Here is an 18,931-nt window from a genome sequence, read left to right as displayed (position 1 = left end):
TTTCTCATATAAAAGTTCACCTGTACCTTTTCCTCATTCTGTCTATAGTCTCTATCATTTCTTCTCTGAATCTATCTGAGCTCAGAACCTCCACAGAATCTCCCTGACTCAGAAGCCACATCTTTATTCCCTTCCCGAACACCCTGGCCTCCACCACGTATTCACCTTTTTTTTCTTCTGCTATTCTGGCATTAGGCAGTTTGTCTAAAACTGCTTCTATGGATCTGCCTGTGTACCTGAATCTCACTCTTTCCAGTTCCCCTGCCTGCATGAACTGGATTAATTTTCTGAACTCCCCGTCTTTAAATCTTTTGCTGTAATCCACCTTGTATTTCCTGTCTGTAACAATTAGTTTTTCAATTCTATCCACCCTGTAGATGGCAGGATATTCATAACTTTTACCTTCTATTAAAGCTATAAGATAAAAATAGTATTCAGAAAACAACAGACCCTGAGGATACAAGGTCCTTTTTGAAGTCTCCTCCTCTACCTTTCCTCCTGTGCCGATTTTGAAATACCCAATTTCCAGTATATTTTTATCTTTTATTGCAGCACTTATTTTCCAAAGCTTATCCAAAAGCTTTTTCCCATGTTTTGGAGGAACATAATTCATGAGCTCGTTGCCTATAATGTATTTGATATTCTCCCTGTCCTTAGATATGCAATTATCAAGAAGTTTGTAAATTATATCTTTTATTTCCGCTTTTATAAAACCTCTGCTCTCTAAAAGCACCTTGGAAACTGCCAGTATTTCTTTTTCGCTTAGATTTTTCTCCTGCCCGCCTTTTAAGATATATCCGCCTTTTTCTCTGTCTGATACAATTTCTTCTCCCATTAGCTCGCCGTCAGATTGGTCTTCTACAAATTTCTTTATGTCTTTTATATATCTGTAAAAAGTTCTTTCATTGATATTGAATTTATCTATTACATCATTCTTTACAATCACTTTTCCTTCTTTTAATTGATTGTATATAGACAGTACTACATCTGCTTTAAATCTCTCCATATATATGTGCCCTTCCTTATATTTTGTTAACATTTTATTAACTAATTATACATATATATTTATAATTCCTTCTTTTTTTGCAATTTTTTCTTATACATTTCAAAATCCGCATTTTTTATTAAATCCTCCACAGACATTCCACACTGCATTCCTTTCCTGCACTCACAAAATCCACAGCTCAAGCTAAAATTATAATTTTCATTATTCTCATTGTATTCCTTTAATTTTTCCTCAATTCTATGCCAAATTTTATGAACTTCCTCCATTGCAGCGCCTGGAAATATCACTAGAAATTCATCCCCGCCCATTCTAATTACAAAATCAGTTTTTCTAATACTGTCTTTCAGTATTTTAGCTGTATTTATCAAAAGCTTATCGCCTTCCTGATGTCCAAAGTTATCGTTTACTATTTTTAATCCATCTACATCAACAAAGCAGACAACAAGATTTTTATTGCCTATCCTTGACAAATTAAGTTCTTTATTCAGCATCTCCAGACCTGATCTTCTGTTCAACACTCCAGTCATAGCATCTGTACTTGCATAGTAATTCAATTTTTCCCTTTCCATATACAATTTTTCGAGCACAGTGTCCTTTTCCCGTAAAATCCTGATAAGCGTTTCCCTGTCCATATCCTCATAATCCACACAATACCCCGCCTTTAATGTTTGTATTCTATATTTTTATTATATACAACTACAATGACATGGACTGTCAGTACCAATAAAAGTTTTTGACAAAAAATAAAAAAACCAGTTAAAGCAGATAAAATCACTTTAACTGACCCTTATTTTGGTTTTATTTTAGAAAAGTCTGCTTCAATTTTCAAAAGCTCTTCTATTTCCAAAAGTTCTTAAAAACTGATTTTCATCTTCATCAAGATCATCAGCATTTGATCTTTCCCATTTCATCAAGAAATGCCGGCCGTCTCCTGTAGATAGTACCCAGCACATTTATAATTTCTTTTGCCTTTTCCTTACCGGCTATCTTCTTATATCTCTTTATAATTTTACAAACTCTTTTGTACTGCACCCTGTTTGATGCTTCTCTTGCACTTTCCCGGATATTTTTTTCATATAATTTTATAACCTCTTCTCTGTGTTTATCAATAAGCAAGTAGGCATATTCTTCTATACTGGATGGATTTTCTTTAACATATTTCATCAATTCATCAATATCTTTTTCTTGAACTATAAGTTCAAGGTAAACACTTTTTGCCTGCCAGTTTTTACAGTTTTTTATTTCTCTTTTGATATTATTGTAAAAGTTTTTGTAATTTCCGTTATTTAGCTTTTTAAGCTCTCCATAGTATTCAAACCTACCATCAAATAATAGCTCTTTTGCCAGTTTCTCCTGTTTTTCCTTCAATGAAAGTTTTTTATAGGCCCTGTATCTTATCTTTTTCCATTCCAATACTAATCCAGCATAATTTTTGTCCTGTTTTTCACCTTCAAGTGCCAGTTCTATAACTCTTGAATAGTTTCCTGCTTTCATGAACCTGCCTATAAGTATTCTTCTGAAAGATGAAAATCCAATATTTTTCTCTATAAACTTTTCAGATTCTTCTTTGGTACCATATTTATCTATAATATCAAACAGTATCAACAGCATTCTTTCAACCCCATATTCATTGTAGCTATTATCGGGCATGCTGCTGAGCAAATCCTCTATTTTGATTTTAAGCTGATTCCTAAATTCCTCATTATCTGCAAACCCGGAACAGATTTGAATCAAATTAATTCTATAATCATCCCAGCCATCAAAAATATTATTTTCAGCTTCTTTCAGTAATTTTTTAAATGTTTTTCTTCTTGTATCTACATCTTTAGAAAAACGTGCAATTTTACCTATAGTTTCTATTGTCTCCGACACAAGCATTCCTATATCTCCATCTGAATCATCTGCATATTGGAAAGCTTTCACGGATTCACGCAGAATCATAAGGGCAATATCTAATGAAATCAGAGGATCATTGCCAATTTCACATATTTCTTTTATTCTTTTCAGTATAACCTCCATTTCGCTGGCAAAATCACAGGCTTCCATGTAGGAAATAAAACCATCTCTTCCCTTGTATTTTCGTACTATCGAATTCATAAGTTTTTTACATCTGCTGATTTCCTGTTTTTTATCAACCGGTGAATATTTAAAAACTATTTTGTTCTTTAAATTATCATCATCCTCAACTATATCTTCTATAATATCCATCAACTTTTCTTTTGAAAAGTTTTCCAACATTTTTTTTACTTCAGGTTTGCGTTCTATTTCATATTTCTTGAATTTATCAGTTGATTTTCCATTTAATATCTCATTCAGCTTGAAATAAGCTGCAGCTTGATGTTTGCATACAGGTCCAAAATCATAAGGGCAGTCGCAATTTGAATACAGTATATCTCCACCTTCATCTATTTTTATATCTACCCGGTATTTTTCGCTTCCTTCTACAAGAAAAACATATTCACTATTCCCGTTTTTATGGAATTCGACTATGTTTCCATTGTTATAATAATCATATCCCCTGTCTAAAATTGTTTTACCTATGTGCTTCTCAAAATCATTTATGTTCACATTCTATTCCCCATTCTTTAAAAATTCTATTTGTCTTATAAGTTTATTATTTTAAAGTATATACACTTAAAATTCTACCTTGACAATATCAGCTCCATGGATTTATATAAGAGACATGTAAACTTATTACCTGACCATGCTTTCTGGAAGAAAGCTTTATTTTGTACCATATACTCCCGTAAATTTTCAGCTATTTTTTTCTTTGTTTCTTTTTAGAGGCCTTTGCCTGTTTTCTTTTATTTTTTCTTTTCTTGTTATTTTTATTTATATTGCTGCCTTTTTTTGCTTTTTGAGGATAAGTATCCCTTTCTTGAAAACATGCCCACCATTCCAACTCTTTAATTGTATCCTCAATAAAACTATACTGTGTACCTTTTAATATGACTTTTTCATCTTTGCTACCACGGGGGATACTAAATTTTACATCTTCCCGACTTATAAAAGAGGGTTCTATCAATTCTTCGTCAAAAACTTCTTTAATATCTTCCAGTAACTCAAAAGCTTTTATATCACAACAAGCACTTATGAGCCCTCCCCAAACCTGGGAAAATTTTCTCTCGAGCCCGCCATTAAATAATGTTTTATAATATTCTATAACTTCACTTCTTGAAACAATTTTCTGAGAAAAAAGTACAAGGAAAACTCTAATTGCTGATATTCTTACATATTCATTAATATTACTGTTTTCAATTAACCTCTTAATAGGCTCAACATCACTATCACAAACAGATGCAATTATTCTATCTAAATCTTCTGTAATGGTATCTCCCAAAACTCCAAAAGGTATATCCCCGGGTAAACTAATTAAATCCATGATTAATGGGAAACTTTTTTTCTCTCTAAACTGGGCCAGCAAATAAATCGCATATATATGGCCAAAATAATTTTCTTTTCCTATAACTTCCTCATAATTTTCTTTTGTATACATTAATATTTCCAGTAAATCAGGTATAAACTCTTCTTTTTTATTTATTATTTCCCTTAATTGCTCTTTAGGAAATCTATTGTTATAGTATTGTATTTGTTCAAGTAATTTGTTCAATGTTAAAGTACCTCCCTGTAAATTTAATTTTCTCTATAATAACAGCATTGTATTCAGAAATCAATTTTAAGTCTTACCATTGACACTATATCCCTGTAATCCTCCACGCCGTATCTCCATAATACAAGCTTTGATTCATATCGAAGCTTCAATTTATCCGCCATGATTATTCCCTCTCGATCCAGATCTCCTGAATAATATATCCGTACACCATTTTCCACTAATTTATCCATTAAGACAAGGGATGCCAGTTTGAAGTTTCCAAAAATGCATATGAGTGACGGCCTGGTTTTCAGGGCTCTATGGAGTATCCCGCTAAACACGGTGGGGTTTTCAAATACAGCCATCAGCCACTGTTTTCCACCGGCTTCCTGTACTTCATCCAATATGCCTTCATAGAACAGATGCCGGCTCTTTTGGTATTCAAGTTTTTCCTCTTTCCCTGAACAAAGTCTGTGCCGCTGAATTGATAAAAGGCATTGTTTGTAAGTTCCTTTTTATTTCCTCCTTTTTTCACTGTTAAATATTCTGGCCCCTATTTTCTTGCTTATATTGTTCACAAGTATATCCTCAAAAAACTGTCTGTCACCTTCTTTAAGCAGCATCTCATTTTCTGCTGTTTCATCAGCTTTATCAAAAAAGGATTTACAACATGGGATTTCTTGAAGTTTTCTCTCTGTAGGCACGTACTCTGGGTTTAACCACTTTCACCTCGAGTTTCTCTTCAAAATTCCGCTGTTTATACTTTCAGTACTTCTTGCAGCTGCTTTAATATGTTTCATGTAGAAGTAATTTCTTTCATTGCAGTCACCTGTTTTCCAGGCAATCACTATTATAGGTATCGAGCTTTTATTGTCTACATTTATATATCAGCAACATTATCAATGCAACTGTATATAAAATAAAGTTTCGGGCGACAGCATTTTGTTAATTTTAATTTATTGTCAATAATAAGCATGCCAATTGCCTGCATAAATGAGTAGACGATCACCGGACCGACAAAACGGTCTGAGCCGGGACACCTCCATCAAACTCCCAATTGTTTATAATCGGAACAGAATCAACGTAGCTCCATAAAAAGTATCCTCCAGTCATTTTTGATATACTGCCATTATATCATTTTTAGCCTGACAGCAGCTTGTCATAATAAAAAGACAGATACGCCGAGCAATCCCAATATTAACTGAAATTCATAATTTTTATCATAAACTTAACATAAACATGCAATCAAAAAATGCCTATGAGAGATACTATTATATTGTAAATTTCTCTTACATGAGGCAGTTCAAAATTAATTGATAATAGCAGTTTGCCACAGAGGAATATACCTTATTTTAATGTGAAAAGAAATGCATTAGGCAAAGGAGGTCATTTTAAGAGATACATTTTATTTAGATATGAACAAATTTAGAAATCTAAAAAATTATAATCTAACAAGGGATATAGGAGGGATAATGTGAAGGTAGCTATTTTTACAGATACTTTTTTACCTCAGATAAACGGAGTTACCAATACCTTAAATAAGCTTATAGAATATTATGAAGCAAATAACATTGAATACTTAATATTCGCACCTGATAATGATACAGAGAAAAACGAAAGTTACAATATCCAAAGGTTTTTTAGTATAAAATTTTTTCTCTATCCTGAATGCAGAATAGCTTTCCCCAACACTTTCAAAGTAAGTGCTTCATTATCTAGTTTTAAGCCGGACATAATACAACTCATGACCGAATTCAACATGGGAATGACTGGATTAATGTATGGGAAAAAGCACGGCATACCTACTGTATCTAATTATACAACTAATTTTTGTCAGTATCTGAATTATTATAATTTGGATTTTTTAAATAATTCCGTATGGGCTTATATGAGATGGTTTCACAATCAAAATAATTTGACCTTATGTCCGTCGGAAGAAATAAAATTTTATCTTAAAAAGAAAGGAATAGCAAATACAGATATTTTTTCAAGAGGCATAGATTCCAAAAAGTTTAACCCTGAATTGAGGAGTGAGGATCTAAGAATGCAGCTTGGCATCAATAATAAATTGGTGTTTTTATACGTAGGCAGGGTTTCACCCGAGAAAGACTTAGATATTTTAATTGATGCTTACGGACAAATCTACAATAAATATAGGGACAAAATAGCTCTTATTATAACAGGAGAAGGTCCATATCTGGATAAATGTAAAAATGATTTTCCAAAAAATACTATATTTACGGGATTTAAGAAGGGAAGAGAATTAGCACAAATTTATGCCTCCAGTGACATATTTGTGTTTCCTTCCTCAACAGAAACTTTTGGAAATGTAGTACTTGAGGCTATGGCTTCTGGCATCCCTGTTATAGGTGCTGACGCAGGGGGAGTTAAAAATATCATCGACCACAGAATTAATGGCCTTAAGTTCAAGGCAAGGGATATGAACGAGCTAATTGGTTTAATGGTAAAGTTAATTGAAGATGAAAATTTGAGAAACACATTAAGGACAAATGCCAGAAATACTGGGCTGAAAAGATCCTGGAATAAGGTTTTTAGCGGACTTATGGACACTTATAATAATATTTTACTTAATAAAAAGAATGGTGTTATCAGTGCTTAACTATGTTATAAAATCAGGCGGGACTAAAATTACAGCAAAAACCTATTGACGGTAAACAGTAAATTTTCAATGTTATATTTTCAAAAAAACGGATGGTTGTAAAAACTATTCGTTTTTTACTCCGCCGCAATACCAATCATAAAATTTTTCAATGCCCTGTCTTATATTAACTCTGGGATTATACCCAATGAATTTCTTTGCCCTGCTTATATCCGCATAAGTAATGGGCACGTCACCTTTTTGCATATCCATTCTATTGATAATAGCCTTTTTGCCTACAACATCCTCTATGATCTTTATTAAATCATAAAGAGAGATGATTTTACTGCTTCCAAAATTAAATATTTCAAACTCAAAATTTTTGTCTATCAAAGAAGCTATTCCATCCACTATATCGTCTATATATGTGTAATCCCTTTTACTTGAACCATCACCAAACATATTTATCGGTTTACCTTCATCTATATTCTTTGTGAACACGTGTATTGCCATTTCCGGTCTCTGCCTTGGCCCGTAAACAGTAAAGAATCTCAAGCAGGCCGTACTCATTCCATATAATCTTGTATAGGTTGAACAAAACAATTCTGCAGCTCTTTTTTTTTTATTTTTAGGTGTAATTTGAAGATCTACACTGTCGTTTTCTGAAAATGGAAGTTTTGAATTAACCCCGTATACAGATGAAGAAGAGGCTTCAATAAATTTTTTTACTCCTCTTTCAGCGCATACCTGAAGTAAATTTACAGTGCCTTTAATATCTATATCAACATATTCAAGGGGATCTTTCAGGGAGTTCCGTACACCCGCCATGGCAGCTAGGTGTATGACCAGTTCTATATCATTTTCAGCAAATATTCTATTTACCAAATCCCTATCAAGTATGTCACCTCTATATAGTGTATAGTTATCATTTTTCAATGCCATCTCAATGTTTTTTTCCTTTATTTCAGAAGCATAGTAATCATTAAAATTATCTATATTTATCAATTTGTATCCTAAATTCAACAACCTATCACACAAATTAGAACCTATAAATCCCGAACCACCTGTAACCAATATGCTGTTCATTTTCTGCCAACTCCTTCGTAATCAAAGCCAATCTTTTTCATTTCCTGTGGTTCATATACATTCCTAAAATCTAGAAACAGAGCACCTTTCATATTACTTTTAATTTCATTTAAATTCATGCTTCTAAATTGATTCCATTCGGTGGCTAAAACAACTGCTTCCGCATTCTTACAGGCTTCATACTCATTCTTGCAGTAATTAAATTGAATTTCAGAATAAAATTTCTGACAGTTATCCATAGCTATTGGATCATATACATTAACTTCCGCCCCCTCTTCAATCAACCTTTTGCCTATGTAAAGAGCCGGTGATTCTCTTAAATCATCCGTTTCAGGCTTGAATGACAATCCCCAAAGCGCAATTTTTCTACCATGTAAATCATTGTTGAATCTATTCTTTATCTTGCTGATCATTCTTTCTTTTTGTGCATCATTTACTTTTATAACAGTTTCTATAATTTCAGACCTCACACCAGCTTCTTTTGCTATATGTACTAATGCTTTAGTGTCTTTTGGAAAACAGCTTCCCCCATATCCTGGACCAGGATGTAAAAACTTGGAGCCAATTCTCCCATCTTGTCCCATAGCTTTGGCCAGTTTGTGAACATCAGCTCCAATTTCCTCGCATATATTTGCCATTTCGTTTATAAAAGAAATTTTAGTCGCAAGAAAAGCATTGGAAGCATACTTTATCAACTCTGCAGTTTCCAGATTAGTTATAACAAATGGCACACTTATAATATACAGTACTTTATAAATTTGCTTCATTATTTCCTCGGCTTTTTTGCTTTCAACCCCCACAACAACCCTATCCGGATGTGTAAAGTCTTTTACGGCAGCTCCTTCTCTTAAAAATTCTGGATTGGATACTATATCAAAGTCATAATTTACATTTCTCGCATTAAACACATCCCTTACCTTTGCTTTTACCTTTTGTCCCGTTCCTACAGGAACCGTGCTCTTATCCACAATGATTTTATATCCATTCATATATTTCGCCACTTCGCAAGCTGCATCAAGTACATACTGCAGATCTGCCGAGCCGTCTTCCAGTGGAGGGGTACCAACTGCAATAAATATAACTGTCGAATTTTCAACGGCATATTTCAAATCATTTGTGAAATTCAATCTGCCTTGATTCATATTTTTCTTTACTATATCATAAAGCCCAGGTTCATATATAGGCATTTCTCCATTTTTCAACTTTTCTATCTTATCCAAATCATTATCCATGCATATGACATTCATGCCAAATTCTGAAAGACATGCACCGCTGACCAAACCTACATACCCTGTCCCAATAACTGAAATATTGTTGTTAAACTGAACCATCAATTTACCCTCCCAAATACTAAAAATAATTAACGCTGTTAATTTTCTTCACAAGCCCTATGAATACATTTCTTAGCCTTTTTAAAATCTTTAGTATCTTTTTATTGTAATTTGCAAATCTCCAGTTCCCCAACAGTCAATATTAACTAAATTTCAAATAATCTTATATTTAATTACTCTTAACCACATTTTCACAACTATTATAGCATATGAGAAAGATAAAACACAGCATAAAAATAGGTGATCCCAAACTTCACTTATTTTATACAATAAGCCAGCCATCTAAAAAGCCTTCCTACATTTTCAAAAGAAACTAGTCTGCACAATAATTCAGTCAGCTTTCCAAACTTCCTATAAAATAAATTAAATGCTAAAAATGGAATCCATTGATTTTTAGATTTTGGCAGTCTCTTCATTATATTTTTAAACGTGTATACTTCTCTATATATCCATAGATAGCCATTATATAATTCTTCTGCTGTCATATTTTTGGGTTTATATACAACATGTGCAGTATTATAATTTGACAAATTATAATCTACAATTCTATCTTCTTCTATCAATGCTGAGTATAACTTTGTGCCGGGATACGGGGTGAGGATATGCGAAGTCACCGTTTCTATCTTATTTTTAATTATCCATTTCAATGTATCTTTAAATACGGAGATATCATCTTCATCTAGTCCGAAAACAAAACTTGCATTTATCATTATTCCTCTTTTGTGAATTTCATCTACAAGTTTCTCATATCTGTTTACACTGTTTTGTACCTTGTGGACACTGTCTATTGACCTGCTGTTTATACTTTCAAAACCTATAAACAGACTTTGGCAGCCAGACGCCTTCATTTCATCCAACAGTTCAGGCATGTCCACTATATTGGAAGTAACCGCTGCATTCCACTTCAGCTTAAGAGGTTTTATTTCCTTTAATAATTTTTTTGTCCATTTGGGATTCCCAATAAAATTATCATCAATAAACATTATATGTCTCGTTTTTAATACATTTATATCTTCAATCACATCATCTATGGGCCTATTGATATAAGTCCTAAGTACATTTTTGCAACTATTATAGCAGAAATCGCATTCAAAAGGACATCCTCTGCTTGTACTAATTATATTAGTATATAAATACTTTTTATCATCAATAATATGATAGTTTGGCGACACTATTTCTTTTCCGGCAATATTTTCCATGTCACAGTATATCTTCTTAAGTAAATTATTTTCTTTGTCCCTGAGAATTTTTATCCATACTCTCTCAGCCATTCCCACGCATATTGCATCAAAACTATCAGCAGCTCTCTCTGGATCTGCTGTAATATGTATACCTCCTGCAATTACTGTTACTCCACGATTTTGAAACTCCTTCGATATTTCCACCGCCCTGTTCATAACATCTACAGTAACAGTTATTGCTGCCAAATCCACAGGCTCGTCAAAATCTATCTTTTCAACATTTTCATTCTCAATAATAACTTCATGCTCCTTCGGCGTAAGATTTGCTATTGTGAGTAATGCCAATGAAGGGCTCATTCTTGTTTTCAACTTCGTATCCATAGGTCTTGGCAGCATTGCAGGTTGAATCAATTTAATTTTCATACATTGCCTCCTCAAACAAATTCAGCCAAATTATCGCGAATCATTTCTGTATTCCAAAATATCTCCAGGCTGACATTCCAAAGCCCTGCAGATTGCATCTAAAGTTAATAGTCGAATTGCTTTTGCCTTTCCATTTTTTAATATAGAGATGTTTGCCATGGTTATTCCAACTTTTTTCGAAAGTTCTGTGACACTCATTTTCCTTTTGGCCAACATAACATCAATGTTGATTATAATTGCCATGTTATTCACCTCAAATCGTTAGATCATTGTCTGATTTTATATCTACCGCATCTTTTAAAAGCTTTTGGAGAACAGCAGCAAAGACTGCGATCACAAATGAAGCAAAAGCAATGACCAATCCCAGTGCTACAATACCCGGGGCATCGTCCGCATTCGCTATAGGAACTAAAAATGGTATTAGTACTGCATATATAATGCTGATTGTAATAGCACAGTGTTTTATATTCTTCAAAGCTGTTACAGATAATTCCGAGAAGGCTTTGTTTCTGTCAATATAGCCTAAAAGTCTCAAGGCTTGGTACAATGCAGCAAAAAACGGTATTGCTGAAAGATAGGCACCTATTAAAACAGGCCAATAATGCAACTTTGGATAATGTTCTGCTGCTCCGTTAGCTATTGCAGGCAGGCAAAAAATGCATAATGCAAGTACTATAATTCCAACAAGAAAAACCACTATCTTTAAAAAAATTGTTGATCCTGGTTTCATAAAAAGCACCTCACTTATTTATTGTTTATTTGATTTTAACATATGTTTTATTGTTTTACAATATATTATTATCGAATTAGATTGCATATTTATTGTTATTTTATTGTAACCCGATTTACAACCCTCAATAGCAATACGAGAAGCTACTTTGTAAAACTAAATGCAATGTTTGTAATCAACAACTTAATATTTGTAAAGGAAAATTTATCGAAAGATAAAAAGCATCCAAGTTTTAACCTAGATGCATTTTTATACTTAATAATTATCTATTATAAACCATGTGATCAGTCCTGCGACTAAATATCTTCACAGGTCAATCCTCTTATAATATCCTCAACTTTAATATTGGGATTGTGATATCTTCTGCGCCCGATTGTTTTCCTTCCATATTCTATTGCTTCATGTGGGCACCACTGAATACAGGCAAGACACCGCTCACAGCGATGCTGCCAAATCGGATTCCGGTCTTCTATTTTTATATTATTTACAGGGCATACTCTGGCACACAGACCGCAGCCGCTGCACTTTCCGCTCACCTCAAATTTTTTGTCCCATTCGGAGATCCCTTTGTATAAATAACTGCAACTGGCTATCTTACTAAGAAGCCTGGCCTTTCTTTTAATCGGCCAAACCTTTCCGCCCGCAACTGCCTCTGCAGCTTCATCTGCCTTTTTCATTGCATTTTCTATAAGCTTTTGTACAACATCTTTGGCAAAGGCTTGATACTTCACGATATAATTTCCAGGCATTTTTACTCCAGCTGCATAGGACAGACAAACACCCTTTTCTTTCAAAATATCGTCCAGCATTCCCAAAGTGTCCGCTCCATTCCCACCGAAATTTATAAATGCAAAGCAGTAAGTTCCTCTAATGATATTGAGGTTTTGTGCAAAGCGTTTTACAAGTCTCGGTAATCCTATATAAAAAACGGGAAAGACGAAACCAATCGGATTATCAGGACCGCCAACAGGTTCATCCGTCGCCCCTACAGCCATGGACTTAATTGTACAGTTCTCAAGTCCCTTTGCGATTTGTCGGGCTATTGACAACGAATTGCCCGTAGCGGAAAAATAATAAATTGTCGGATTCATTACATGTGCTTCCTCTTTTATTGTTCTCCTGACTATTTCCCCAGCATTCATTTATTTCACACCCTTAATAATTATTTATCATAATTATACCTTATAATCAGAAAAATTAAATTATCTGATCCAATCATTTAATTTTTATTCACATTTGACGGTCATAAGCCTGTCTATAACCCCAGTTCAATGGTTTCAATTAGTATATAAAGTAGGAGTACCGTTTATTATAACAAATTTCCCATAACTTGCACTACTCTGGTTACCCCTCCAAGACTTAGTAGATGTTCTCCTGCTTTTTTAGAATTATTTATATAAATAGATGTTCTGTTAAAATCATCAATTGTACTCTTAATTATTTCTGAGGGACCCCATACATCAAGCCTGTCATAATGCTATTCTGACTTCCACGATTTATATAGGCTACAGTTTCCGGTATGAGTTTACTAAAATCAAATCTTTTATCAATATAGATATTATTTTTCTCACATGGATTTATTTGTTCCGCTGCAATATATATCTGAAAATCAGTTCCTTCAAATGCTTTAATCAAATTATCTACAACTGTCCTCGGCTTAATTGTTCCATAATCCAACTTGTAATCTTCTTTTTTTCTTGAACTCTAAATAATTGTGCCAGCTTGACTAATCTTTTTCCCATAAACATAGGAGCTCCAAATGGTGATGAAATTGGTGCATAATAGTTTTTTACATTCTCTATGTTTCTATAATTAACATCTTCCCCGTTACAGGATTTCTACATAGCCTTCTGTTCCATTAACCCGGATTCTCTGTCCGTCATTTATCAGTCTGGTGACATTTTCTACTCCCACAACTGCCGGCAAACCATATTCACGTGCGATAACTGCTCCATGGGTCATAAGTCCGCCAACTTCGGTGACCAGGCCTTTTATGGATACAAACAATGGTGTCCAGCTGGGGTCAGTAAAGTAGGTTACCAGTATATCCCCCTCTTCCAGATCAGCATCTTCCATATTTAAAATGACACGTGCCCGTCCCTCTACAACTCCGGAAGAAACAGGCAGACCTGCAATAGCTCCTTCCGGGAGATTCTCTTGTTTGTATTCACCTGCAATAATTTCGCCATCAGAGGTGATAACCCGCGGCGGAGTTAGTTTTTCATATGATTTGTACTCCTCTTTTCGCCTTTCTATGATCTGGTAATCCAGTTTATTTGTGCATACCACTTCCCGAAGTTCTTCGAAGGTGAGATAGTATATATCTTCTTTTTCATTAATAACGTCCGCTTGGACGAGCTTAACGGCTTCTTTCAGCAAAGCCTGCTTATAAATGAAGTAGCGATTAACCATGCCGTACTTTGGATATTCCCTAAACCCGCTGAAATTCCGGATCAGATCTATCATTCCTTTTGTTTCTCTGGCTTTTTGTTCACCATCCGCTAATTGCCTCAATTTATCCAATAACTCCTGTTCTTTTTTCAAAGCTTCCTGCCGTCCCTCCTCAAATTTCCGCCTACCAGCTTCAGGCTGGAAATTTTTGATGTTACTGAGAATCATGGGAACAAGTGCAGAGGGTTTTTCGCTCCAGCGAGGTTTGGTAATATCGATTTCTCCGGCACACCGCATTCCGTATTTATTGAGATAAGCACAGACAGCCTCCCGGGTTTCCTGTCCGCCATTAAACTTAACCAGGTCATCCAAAAAATTATCATCTTTTACATGTTGTAAATAATCAATTATCTGCGGATAAGGACGGATAACATCTGCTACATCCAGCAGCGCCAGCCCCATTTCCGAGGTAATATTGTTTGGCACAGACTGAGAAAGGATGTCTGCTGTGTTTTTTTCACCTAACCACTTCTCCATTTTTTCATTGATCCATAATGAAGCATCCATAGCAGCCAAAAACACACGGGAACTTTGCGGGTCAAATAAAACCCTCCTTAACTCCTGAATATCTTCCAGAATAAAATCAAACAAATCCGATCCTGATGACCTCCGCATGTTTTGTTTCAGCTCTTCTATGGATGTTTCACTACTTTTAATCAAATTAGAAACAACTAACGGATCGCTTTTGATCTGTACCCGGAAACCTGCAGATGACACAATTTTATTGCCTTTATCTGAACTCTGTTCTTTTTTATCATCTGGTACGAATTTTATAAAATCTCCTCGTTCTATTACAGTCATGAGCGCATCTTTCATAAGCGGATCGTGCTGTCCCATGGTATCCAACAAGATTTTCCTGCTGTCAGAGGAAGCAAGCATCTGTGTAACATCAACAAACAGCCTTCCGCCAGCTTTATGCATGGGTGCTCTGGTGGTCATCAGGAAAAAAGACAATCCCAACGGTTTCATGGGATCGGTCATCATTTGCTGGTGACCCACGGATACATAAACATGATTTTTCTGATCATCTGCTTCAGGTATGGGGTACAAAGTAGTGATTGGCCGGCTCTGCACAATGTAAAACGTATCATCTGCCAGACACCATTCCATATCCTGGGGACAGCCGAAATGTTCTTCGATCTTCCTTCCCAGATGCTCAAGCTGCAAAATCTGCTTCTCCGACAGCACTTGCTTCTTCTGCTTTTCAGGCTCAATCTTCTTCTCTTTCGTACCGCCGTCTTTTAAGGCATAAACAGCCAGTTTCTTGATGGATATCTTCTTATAAATAATTCTACCCTCACGCACCTTATAGTTATCTGCATTTACCAGGCCGGAAACAAGTGCCTCACCAAGTCCGAAGCCGGCATCAATGGACAACACCTTCCTATTGGAAGCGACGGGATCGGCAGTAAACAAAATCCCTGCCGCCTGAGGGAAGATCATCTTCTGAACAACTACAGACAGGTAGACTTTACGCTGGTCAAAACCATTTCGAAGGCGGTAAGCTACTGCCCTCTCGGTAAACAGCGATGCCCAGCACTTGCTTATATGCTTTAGAACGGCCTCCTTTCCGACAATGTTCAGATACGTGTCCTGCTGGCCTGCAAAGGAGGCCGTTGGTAAATCCTCTGCAGTTGCGCTGGATCGTACTGCATAGGCATTTTCTTCTCCGAGCCTTGCGAGAAAGCGGGTGATCTCTTCACTAATATCTTCAGGGATGGCTGTGTCTTCGATGATCTTTTGGATTTCACCACTGAGTTTACTGATTTTATCTCGGTCTCCCGCTTTCAGAAGTGATAACTCATCCAGTAATTCATCAATGGACGGCGTTTCCTCGATAATTCTTTTAAAGGCTTCAGTAAAAACACAGAAGCCATCTGGTATGTGTATTCCTTCAATCCTGGAAAGTTCCCCCAGATTTGCGCCTTTACCTCCCACAGCCATGATCTTTGTTTTGTCAATGTCCTTAAAGCCAAGCACATAAGAACTCATATGTTTACCTCCCTTGGGTTCCACAATAATCCCTCCAACAAATCACATTAACGTGCTATTGCATTATAACACTGGCAGTTGGGAACAAACAGTCTGCATTTACAATTTTTTATATGTTATAATTAAAGTGGGAATTGTTAAATATTCAAAGAAGGAACTTTATTTTCACTTGTAACATCCACTGTTTATCCAGAAAGCATCCATTTTCAATTCACTATGTCACATGCTCATAATTTATCTCTTATCTTTCCCTGTCATATACCTGGCAGTCATCTTACTCATGAGTTTTCCCATTTTTAAAGGAAACAGATAGCAGATCAATATCTGTATCTTTTGCCCCAAGCTATGGCAGATAATAAAAGATTTATTTTGTATGTGCTTTGCAAGACCGGTACCGACCTTTTCCGGATCGACCATAAATTCTTTGGGAACAGGCAGAGGTTCTGCTGATTTTGTCCTGGTAAGAGGCGGGTGAAAAATATGAAAACTGATGCCGTAATTTTGGTACTCAATATTAAGACACTTGGCAAGTGCTTCAATCGCATCTTTACTTGAAGAATAGGGACTGATATTGACAAATCCCATCACACTAACGCAGGAACTTGTAAATATGACTTTGCTGTTCCTTTGACTCTTCATATAAGGCAAAAGCCTTGGATAGATGAAGCGCTCCGTAATAGTTCACTTCCATTACATGATGATACGTTTCCTCACTGGTCTGCTCCATACTTTCAAATGTACACAGTCAGGCATTATGTACAGCACAATCAATGCTCCCGTATTTTTTGACGCTTTTACTTACGCAAATCTCCATTTGCTTCAAGTCGCGAACATCACAGGTCAGCGAAAAAAGAGAATCATATTCTTCACACAAACTGCTGAGATTGTCGGTTTTTAAATCCAGAACAGTTACATTATAACCTTCTGATAAAAGCTGCCTGGCCAGATAATAACCGATGCCATTTGCTGCCCCCATAATTAAAATGTTTTTCATAGAAGACCATTCCTTTCAAATGATTTAAAGATTATTATCTTTCCACGAACCTAATCCTGCTACTATTTCATCTTCTATATATTCATTCCAAGGTATATTTTTACTTTTAACAATTGTCTTCTTAACGCTCCTTGTTGATATTTATATTTATGATGTTGATCCTCGGTCTTTTATGTCATAACGCTTCTTACAAAGCGGCTGCCAGTTGCTTTCATACCAGAACAAAGTTCTGCCACTTCTGCTTTGAACCCTCTAAAAAATCATCTCACCCGGTTTATAGCCCTCAGGCAATTCTTCTTCACTTAAAAACTTGAAATTGTCATCACCCAGTATGGGTAAAAATGCTTCATATGGAATCCTGGAAAACTCACAGGCATAATTGCTGGCTCCGAACCATTTACCCTCCTTGCTGCTCAGGTTCAAGTCTCTGGCAAATTTTGTATAGTTCGAGCAATCATGAACCACTAAATCCCACTTTTCTTCATCGGCTGTTTTCATGAATTTCAAAGTCAGTTCCCTGCTCCAGATTGGAGATATGTAACCCTGCCTGGAAATATACATGTCTTCTCCATAATAATTGTTTATGTTATTCTCATTCAAGTGTAATTCTGCACAATTGATAAAATCAAGTTTTGTCTCCAAGATGTCCTGCTTTTTCATGAAAAAAATTTGGAAAAACTCAGGAGTCATTGGAGTTTCAATACCTACACTTTTAATATATTTTTTTGCTGTTCCGATATTTTCAATCACCTTGTCCGAACACTCAGAAGCACCCAGGTTGAAACGTATCTCGTCAAGGCCGGCTTCACCTAATGCTTTCAATGTTTCCTCTGTAGCTAAAATGCCATTTGTATACAGATGTTGATGAACTTGAGCATCACTAAATTTCCTTATTACCGGATAGTACTTTTCTATTTCCATAAACGGCTCTAAATAGACATAGCAAATGCCAGTGGGTTTCTTCTGAATGGAAAGAAGCAAATCAATATCCCTGTCATAAAATCTTGTGCCTCCAATTTCCCACATACCTTCGCCCACTGGAGGAATATTTTCCAGCTCTCCATAATCATAACAGAACTTGCACTCAATGTTGCACTTGTTGGTTTTCCTGATTGCATTCAGACCAGTACCCAGCAGGCAGGAACGGCATCCCCGGGGAAATTTACTTTCATTTCCCACAAAAAAAGTTCTGTTCTTCAAGCTTTTCAAACCCTTAATTTCCGACATTAACATATCATTTCTATAATCGATGGCTGCCTCAATTTGCGCAAAGGCAGAGTAAACAATCTCCTGCTGCTTTGTCATAATTTCCTCTTCCTCAGGCAGTGTTGAAAAAAATTCAAACCATTTCAGCGCATCTTTCTTTGAAATTTTCATAATATCCTCCTATAAGTTCGCCTTTTACAGTTCTAATTCTAACTCTTTCTTTTGCTGTATGGCAATTATCAACTCCAATATAACTCATAACTACATAAAAAGTCTCCTTGCCCCGTCCTTATTATACCATCATCATATAAAAACTAGCTCAATATCAACATACCAAGCT

General features: G+C 35.5%; 21 protein-coding genes. 1 reads left to right on the top strand and 20 read right to left on the bottom strand.

All coding sequences use genetic code 11. The features are described 5' to 3' along the window. Positions 1 to 16 precede the first annotated feature (16 nt). The 8 genes from J5G60_RS01725 to J5G60_RS18770 all read right to left on the bottom strand — a co-directional run bounded on the left by J5G60_RS01725 (position 17) and on the right by J5G60_RS18770 (position 5,607). Positions 17 to 1,006 carry a helix-turn-helix transcriptional regulator gene (locus tag J5G60_RS01725; protein WP_190972177.1) on the bottom strand — a complete coding sequence of 330 codons (990 nt, stop codon included), beginning with the start codon at positions 1,004 to 1,006 and terminating at the stop codon, positions 17 to 19. A gap of 59 nt (positions 1,007 to 1,065) precedes the next feature. Continuing rightward, on the bottom strand, positions 1,066 to 1,653 hold the full coding sequence (locus tag J5G60_RS01720) for a GGDEF domain-containing protein (protein ID WP_106008559.1): 588 nt from the start codon (positions 1,651 to 1,653) through the stop codon (positions 1,066 to 1,068). Positions 1,654 to 1,891: 238 nt separating this feature from the next. Then, positions 1,892 to 3,574, bottom strand: a complete 1,683-nt coding sequence (locus tag J5G60_RS01715) for an SWIM zinc finger family protein (protein ID WP_150356407.1) — start codon at positions 3,572 to 3,574, stop codon at positions 1,892 to 1,894. 190 nt (positions 3,575 to 3,764) lie between these two features. After that, the gene (locus tag J5G60_RS01710; protein WP_150356406.1) at positions 3,765 to 4,616 is read right to left on the bottom strand and encodes a DUF1186 domain-containing protein; all 852 of its coding nucleotides are present in this window, start codon (positions 4,614 to 4,616) and stop codon (positions 3,765 to 3,767) included. Between the two features lie 53 nt (positions 4,617 to 4,669). Next, the gene (locus tag J5G60_RS01705; RefSeq protein WP_150356405.1) at positions 4,670 to 5,002 is read right to left on the bottom strand and encodes a DUF2399 domain-containing protein; all 333 of its coding nucleotides are present in this window, start codon (positions 5,000 to 5,002) and stop codon (positions 4,670 to 4,672) included. Continuing rightward, positions 4,963 to 5,133: a hypothetical protein gene (locus J5G60_RS01700; protein WP_190972176.1), complete on the bottom strand. Its 171-nt coding sequence runs from the start codon at positions 5,131 to 5,133 to the stop codon at positions 4,963 to 4,965. The genes J5G60_RS01705 and J5G60_RS01700 overlap by 40 nt, the downstream gene beginning before the upstream one ends. Further along, a complete protein-coding gene (locus J5G60_RS01695; protein WP_150356404.1) occupies positions 5,114 to 5,302 on the bottom strand; it encodes a hypothetical protein in 189 nt (62 codons plus the stop codon). Before J5G60_RS01695 ends, J5G60_RS01700 begins: the two co-directional genes overlap by 20 nt. 176 nt (positions 5,303 to 5,478) lie before the next feature. Next, positions 5,479 to 5,607, bottom strand: coding sequence for a DNA-3-methyladenine glycosylase I (locus J5G60_RS18770; protein WP_229980544.1), 129 nt, complete (start codon positions 5,605 to 5,607; stop codon positions 5,479 to 5,481). Between the two features lie 465 nt (positions 5,608 to 6,072). On the opposite strand from J5G60_RS18770, the gene J5G60_RS01685 reads away from it, so the two are divergent. Continuing rightward, the gene (locus J5G60_RS01685; RefSeq protein WP_150356403.1) at positions 6,073 to 7,218 is read left to right on the top strand and encodes a glycosyltransferase family 4 protein; all 1,146 of its coding nucleotides are present in this window, start codon (positions 6,073 to 6,075) and stop codon (positions 7,216 to 7,218) included. A 105-nt stretch (positions 7,219 to 7,323) separates the two neighbouring features. On the opposite strand, the gene J5G60_RS01680 is transcribed toward J5G60_RS01685, so the two are convergent. From J5G60_RS01680 to J5G60_RS18985, 12 genes are all read right to left on the bottom strand, one after another. Next, positions 7,324 to 8,283 carry an NAD-dependent epimerase/dehydratase family protein gene (locus tag J5G60_RS01680; protein WP_207876502.1) on the bottom strand — a complete coding sequence of 320 codons (960 nt, stop codon included), beginning with the start codon at positions 8,281 to 8,283 and terminating at the stop codon, positions 7,324 to 7,326. Next, the gene (locus J5G60_RS01675; RefSeq protein WP_150356401.1) at positions 8,280 to 9,614 is read right to left on the bottom strand and encodes a UDP-glucose dehydrogenase family protein; all 1,335 of its coding nucleotides are present in this window, start codon (positions 9,612 to 9,614) and stop codon (positions 8,280 to 8,282) included. Before J5G60_RS01675 ends, J5G60_RS01680 begins: the two co-directional genes overlap by 4 nt. Before the next feature lie 257 nt (positions 9,615 to 9,871). Beyond that, positions 9,872 to 11,218 carry a B12-binding domain-containing radical SAM protein gene (locus tag J5G60_RS01670; protein ID WP_150356400.1) on the bottom strand — a complete coding sequence of 449 codons (1,347 nt, stop codon included), beginning with the start codon at positions 11,216 to 11,218 and terminating at the stop codon, positions 9,872 to 9,874. 30 nt (positions 11,219 to 11,248) lie between these two features. Continuing rightward, the gene (locus J5G60_RS01665) at positions 11,249 to 11,461 is read right to left on the bottom strand and encodes a helix-turn-helix domain-containing protein (RefSeq protein WP_150356399.1); all 213 of its coding nucleotides are present in this window, start codon (positions 11,459 to 11,461) and stop codon (positions 11,249 to 11,251) included. Positions 11,462 to 11,471: 10 nt separating this feature from the next. Beyond that, positions 11,472 to 11,948 (bottom strand): DUF2975 domain-containing protein, encoded by a 477-nt coding sequence (locus J5G60_RS01660; protein ID WP_150356398.1) that lies wholly within the window; start codon positions 11,946 to 11,948, stop codon positions 11,472 to 11,474. A gap of 296 nt (positions 11,949 to 12,244) precedes the next feature. Beyond that, a complete protein-coding gene (locus J5G60_RS01655) occupies positions 12,245 to 13,090 on the bottom strand; it encodes an EFR1 family ferrodoxin (RefSeq protein WP_236035045.1) in 846 nt (281 codons plus the stop codon). A 295-nt stretch (positions 13,091 to 13,385) separates the two neighbouring features. Beyond that, positions 13,386 to 13,625, bottom strand: coding sequence for a hypothetical protein (locus tag J5G60_RS01650; protein ID WP_150356397.1), 240 nt, complete (start codon positions 13,623 to 13,625; stop codon positions 13,386 to 13,388). 150 nt (positions 13,626 to 13,775) lie between these two features. After that, complete coding sequence (gene ppsA, locus J5G60_RS01645; RefSeq protein WP_150356396.1) at positions 13,776 to 16,391, bottom strand: phosphoenolpyruvate synthase; 2,616 nt, start codon at positions 16,389 to 16,391, stop codon at positions 13,776 to 13,778. 234 nt (positions 16,392 to 16,625) lie between these two features. Then, on the bottom strand, positions 16,626 to 17,030 hold the full coding sequence (locus J5G60_RS18995) for an SDR family NAD(P)-dependent oxidoreductase (protein WP_150356395.1): 405 nt from the start codon (positions 17,028 to 17,030) through the stop codon (positions 16,626 to 16,628). A 106-nt stretch (positions 17,031 to 17,136) separates the two neighbouring features. Continuing rightward, positions 17,137 to 17,385, bottom strand: a complete 249-nt coding sequence (locus J5G60_RS18990; RefSeq protein WP_150356394.1) for an SDR family NAD(P)-dependent oxidoreductase — start codon at positions 17,383 to 17,385, stop codon at positions 17,137 to 17,139. A 252-nt stretch (positions 17,386 to 17,637) separates the two neighbouring features. Beyond that, positions 17,638 to 18,762: a radical SAM protein gene (locus tag J5G60_RS01635; RefSeq protein WP_106008593.1), complete on the bottom strand. Its 1,125-nt coding sequence runs from the start codon at positions 18,760 to 18,762 to the stop codon at positions 17,638 to 17,640. Further along, the gene (locus J5G60_RS18985; RefSeq protein WP_268905665.1) at positions 18,725 to 18,850 is read right to left on the bottom strand and encodes a hypothetical protein; all 126 of its coding nucleotides are present in this window, start codon (positions 18,848 to 18,850) and stop codon (positions 18,725 to 18,727) included. Before J5G60_RS18985 ends, J5G60_RS01635 begins: the two co-directional genes overlap by 38 nt. Between the last annotated feature and the right edge of the window lie 81 nt (positions 18,851 to 18,931).

The organism is Clostridium sp. HV4-5-A1G (assembly GCF_900184915.1).
GTDB lineage: Bacteria > Bacillota > Clostridia > Clostridiales > Clostridiaceae > Clostridium_B > Clostridium_B aromativorans.
Note: the sequence above shows the minus strand (reverse complement) of the source record. Positions and strands in the feature narration are given on the sequence as shown.